Origin of the sequence: Acinetobacter sp. CIP 101966 (assembly GCF_000369725.1) — a bacterium.
GTDB lineage: Bacteria > Pseudomonadota > Gammaproteobacteria > Pseudomonadales > Moraxellaceae > Acinetobacter > Acinetobacter lwoffii_Q.
Map to the genome: position 1 here is coordinate 17,201 of NZ_KB850161.1, position 5,154 is coordinate 22,354.

3 protein-coding genes and 2 pseudogenes are annotated in these 5,154 nt (G+C 39.4%); 4 read left to right on the top strand and 1 reads right to left on the bottom strand.

The window, feature by feature from the left end; all coding sequences use genetic code 11:
• Positions 1-273: 273 nt before the first annotated feature.
• Both F891_RS14340 and F891_RS14345 read left to right on the top strand, forming a co-directional pair.
• Positions 274-1,041: pseudogene (locus tag F891_RS14340) on the top strand (restriction endonuclease subunit S); the annotation flags it as partial.
• Positions 1,042-1,170: 129 nt separating this feature from the next.
• The gene (locus tag F891_RS14345; protein WP_005264123.1) at positions 1,171-4,056 is read left to right on the top strand and encodes a type I restriction endonuclease subunit R; all 2,886 of its coding nucleotides are present in this window, start codon (positions 1,171-1,173) and stop codon (positions 4,054-4,056) included.
• 83 nt (positions 4,057-4,139) lie between these two features.
• Here the strand turns inward: F891_RS14345 and F891_RS14350 are convergent, their stop codons facing one another.
• A complete protein-coding gene (locus tag F891_RS14350) occupies positions 4,140-4,364 on the bottom strand; it encodes a hypothetical protein (protein WP_005264124.1) in 225 nt (74 codons plus the stop codon).
• A gap of 152 nt (positions 4,365-4,516) precedes the next feature.
• On the opposite strand from F891_RS14350, the gene F891_RS14355 reads away from it, so the two are divergent.
• Together F891_RS14355 and F891_RS17895 are read left to right on the top strand one after the other, a co-directional pair.
• Positions 4,517-4,762 (top strand): hypothetical protein, encoded by a 246-nt coding sequence (locus F891_RS14355; protein WP_005264125.1) that lies wholly within the window; start codon positions 4,517-4,519, stop codon positions 4,760-4,762.
• 108 nt (positions 4,763-4,870) lie between these two features.
• Positions 4,871-4,960: pseudogene (locus F891_RS17895) on the top strand (IS6 family transposase); the annotation flags it as partial.
• Positions 4,961-5,154 lie beyond the last annotated feature (194 nt).

A 5,154-nucleotide genomic window follows, 5' to 3' on the forward strand; every position in this document is an offset into this window, starting at 1 on the left:
TGACCAGCTACCACAACAAAATAAGGTAGCTTAACTAGAGCAGAATATCACTTATAAATAAGCTTTTAGTTGTTCAAACAAGTGGGACCACCTCTGTCGAATGTCTATTTAAGCAAGGAACCCGTAGTTTTTGGTGGGTTTGTAATTCGTGGTTCCGCTCAAGTTCCTTATGATCCTTTATTCATGAATGGATTATTAAAGACAGATAAGGTTCGTGATCAAATAACTCAATTAAGTGGTGGAAGTACACGTTTTAATATTGGTCAGGATTCTTTAAATAAAGTATCCATATTTTTGCCATCAAAAGAAGAACAAACCAAAATAGCCACTTTTCTTTCCGTAGTGGATGAAAAGATTAGTCAGCTTTCGCAAAAACTCCACCTTCTGAGCCAATATAAACAAGGCATGATGCAAAAGCTGTTTAGTCAGCAGCTTCGTTTTAAAGCGGATGATGGCAGTGAATTTGAGGAGTGGGAGGAAAGGAAACTTTCTGAAATTTCACAAAAAGCTATGTATGGAATGAATGCAGCAGCAACTGAATATGATGGTATTAATAAATATCTACGTATTACGGACATATGTGAATTTTCAAACAGTTTCAAGATGGATAATTTGACTTCACCTAATGCTGAGTTAGATGATAAGTATAAATTACAGTTGGGTGATTTATTATTTGCTAGGACAGGAGCAAGTGTTGGTAAAAGTTATCTTTATAAGGAAAATGATGGTATTACATATTTCGCAGGATTCTTAATTAAATTTTCATTAAATACAAATTTGGTCATTCCTTATTTTATTTTTTTACAGACGCTAACTAAAGGGTTTAGTCAGTGGGTTGTTACAAACTCTATGCGATCAGGACAGCCAGGTATTAATGCAGAAGAATATTCAAGCTATATATTTAAAGTGCCTTGCCTAGCAGAACAAACCAAAATCGCTAACTTCTTATCTGCCATCGACCAAAAAATCGATGTTGTTTCAGAGCAGCTAGAGCAAGCCAAGCTTTGGAAAAAAGGGCTTTTACAGCAAATGTTTGTTTAAATATCTAGAAAGCCAATCAAACCATCTGATTGAAAGACTTTGAGGGTAAAACATCACCGTATGTTTCGAGCTTCAGTCAGATGGATTTCATTTAGATCACCGTAATTCAATAAAAAATTAGAGAAAGAGATGTCCGTACAAAGCGAAGCTCAACTTGAAAATGAACTCATTGAACAGCTCAAAAACCTAGGTTATCACCAGGTTGATCTCAAAGATGAAAATCAACTGCTGAGCAATCTCAAAATTCAAGTTGAACGCGCCAATGACATCGCTTCTTTCTCTGAAAATGAATGGGCACAAGTTCTCAATCACTTAAAAGCAGGTAACAGTTTTAACTGTGCCAAAGTGCTGCGTAATCGCTTTCCTGTGAACTTTGATGATGGCTCTACACGCCACATTGATTTTTTGTTTGCCGATCCTCAGAAAAACATCTACCAAGTGACCAATCAGATCGCCATCGATCACAGTGCCAGTAATGGCCACACCAGTCGCTTTGATGTCACCTTGCTGATCAATGGCCTACCTTTGGTGCAAATCGAGCTAAAACGCGCAGGAGTAGAGCTTCCTGAAGCCTTTAACCAAACCCAACGCTATGCCAAAGTCGCTTATAGTAGCGGAGCAGGTCTGTTTAATTACATCCAGCTGTTCGTGATTAGTAATCGTGACCACACCCATTACTATTCAACCGGCACCAGCAATTTCGAATTTACCTTCCCTTGGGCAGATTTTGACAATAAGCATATCCATAAAATCGATACCTTTGCCGAAGCCTTTTTAAAGCATCAGCACATCACCCAAATGCTGACTGAATACATGGTGATCCTGGAAGTTGAAAAGCGTTTGATGGTGCTGCGTCCCTACCAAATCTATGCGGTACAGCAGATTATTCAACGTGTGCAACATTCAGCGCAAAATGGCTATATCTGGCACACCACAGGCTCAGGAAAAACCCTGACTTCATTCAAAGCCAGTCAACTCATCATGCGTTTGCCTGAAGTTGAAAAGGTCCTCTTCGTGGTGGATCGCAGTGATCTCGATACCCAAACGGTACGTGAGTTCAATGCCTTCAAAAAAGACAGTGTCGATACCACCAAAAATACCGGAACCCTGGTCACTCAGTTGGGCCAAAAGCACGACAAACTGATTGTCACCACCTTACAAAAGCTCAATATTGCCATCAGTTCTGACCGTTATAGCGATCAGATTCACTATCTCAAAGATAAAAAAGTCGTGATTATTTTTGATGAATGTCACCGTAGCCAATTTGGTGATACCCATCGCAATATCAAACGCTTCTTTAATCAGGCGCAAATGTTTGGTTTTACCGGAACGCCAATTTTTGAGAAAAACAGCCAACTGAAAATTGACTCACAAGCAGTCACCACCAATGCCCTGTTTGATGAATGCCTGCATAAGTACGTGATTACCGATGCCATTCGTGATGGTAACGTCCTACCCTTCCAGATTGCCTATCTGGGTAAATACACCAGCAATGGCATCGAAAATAGCGACAGCTATGAAGAAGATGTAGAAGGAATTGATACCAAAGAGCTGTTTGATAACCCTGCCCGTCTCGAAATGATTACCCGCTATATCCTGGATAATCACCACATCAAAACCAAAAATAAAACCTTCACCGCGATGTTCTGTGTCAGTTCCGTTGAAGTCCTGACCCAGTACTACGAACTGTTCAAAAAAGTACAGCAGGAAAAACAGCAGCAAGCCGAAGAACAAGGTGGGATCTATACGCCATTGACCATTGCCACGATTTTTTCCTTTGCAGCCAATGAAGAACTCAAGGTCGAAGATCACAGTGGTTTAATTGAAGAAGAGTCTGCGGATCTCCCGACCAGGATCAGCCAATCCAATCGGGATAAGCTCGATCAATATATTGCTGAATACAATGCCAAATTTGGCCAGAACTACAACTCTGGTGATGAGTTCTACGCTTACTATCGTGACATTGCCAATCGGGTACGTAAAAAAGAAATTGATATTTTGCTCGTGGTGAATATGTTCCTGACGGGTTTTGACTCAAAACCACTCAACACCCTGTATGTCGACAAGAACCTTAAATATCATGGCCTCATTCAAGCTTTTTCACGCACCAACCGTATTCTGAACGCAGACAAGCCGTTCGGTAATATCCTGTGCTTCCGTAACCTGAAACAGGCCACGGACCAAGCCCTCACCTTGTTCTCAAATAAGGAGGAAGCACAAAAAATCGTGCTGATTCCAAGTTTCGACAGCATCAAGGAAAAGTACAATGCTGCGGTCGCGCATTTAGTCAGTATTGCCCCAGATCCGGATCAAGTCCCCAATACGCTGGAAACCGAAGAACAGCAATTGGAGTACGTCAAAGCCTTCCGTGAGGTGATGCGGATCAATGCCCAATTGGAAAACTTTGTCGAGTATGACCAGGACGATACGGATCTAAACAAAGCAGAATTCCAGAAACATACCTCACAGTACAAATATCTGTACAACAACGTCCGTGTGGTCCAGCCTAAAGACAAGGTATCGGTCCTCAATGACGTCAATTTCCAGCTTGAACTGATCCACCGCGATACCGTAAATGTCGGTTATATCCTGAATCTACTGCAATCGGTGGTCAATCATAAAGATCCTGAAAAGAAACAGCAGTATCGTTCCCAGGTGCAAGATATCATTTCGACCAATCACAACCTGTATGACAAACAAGAGCTGATTCAAAAGTTCCTGGATGAAAACATTCCACGCATGGCCAATGGTCAAAGCGTTGAACAAGCCTTTGCTCAGTTTTGGGATGTGGAGAAAGAAAAGGCGCTGAATGAGCTGTGTCAAAAAGAAGCCATCAAACCTGAAGTCTTCAAAACGGTGCTCAGCCAATATGAATACACCCAGCGTTTACCTAGCCGTGAAGATGTCAAAGACTTACCGATTGCGCGTCCCAAGATCTCAGAACGTAAGACCCTGATGAATACCCTGGTTCTCAAAACTCGAAACTTTATTGAAAAGTTCTATCGAGGTTTATAAGTCTCTGAAACAAAAAAATGCCTGAACTGCAGGCATTTTTTACGTCATCACTAACAGCTTAAAACAATCAACAAACGAGAGTCTTAGTCTTTTGAATAAGATTTAATTTTTTCAAAAATTGGATAGAAGTCTAATCCTTCATCTTTCATCGTAGAAATCAATGCAACGATTACAGCGATATGTGTAGGTACCACACCTTGTTTACTGTAATTCGTAATCGAATTAGGTTTCATATCCAATAATTCAGCAAATTCTTTAATTGAAAGCCCTGCTTTACCGATAAGACGTTGAAATTCAGTATATGGCATTTGATTAAATTTATAGAAATGGTGTTTTGAGATTATAGCATAGGGTTACATTTACATAAAAACACATAAAAATATGTGGTAAACACATATTTTTATGTGTTATAAATAGCTTATCAACTAATCTATTTACCATCTCTATAGGAGAAAACATTATGTATTCATATCCTAATGCAAATACTGAAAAGAAAATTGCACTTATGATCATTAATGACTTTTTCATCCAAAAAGCACATGAACTTTGGATTTTTTTACAACTCGATCAGTGCTTTAACGATTATGAAGCAACACTAATTTGGACTCGACAGTATTTAGAGGAACATCCAGAAGGTGAATACAGCGATATTCAAAAAGCATTTCTGTCTTGTTTTCCAGAAAATTTCTTCAACTTTGACTATTAATTGATGAATAACCTTTCCTCTTTTGTAGCATTTGAAATCAAAGTAACCGCTACAAAAGAGGAAAAATTGGCAGTGTTGCAAATAGCTTTTTAGCTAAAGGTTCAGTAGATGAATGCCTTCCATAGTCGGCATCATTTTTAGGGCGAAATAATTCTTTGGGCTGTGCGCTGGTATTGTAAGTATGGCAGTACAGAAAGAGTTTTCCATCGCATAACTCTCTTGAAAGTTACATAAGATCATAAGTTATGTAAGTTTATAAATTTATATCTCTGACAGATCAGCCCCTGGTGGTTCTTCTAGTCAGCTAGATCTTTAATTTTTCAGCACTGCATTCCATATATGGACAAATCCCTGACAAGAAATATAGGGAGAGTTTTCAATCTCATAACTCT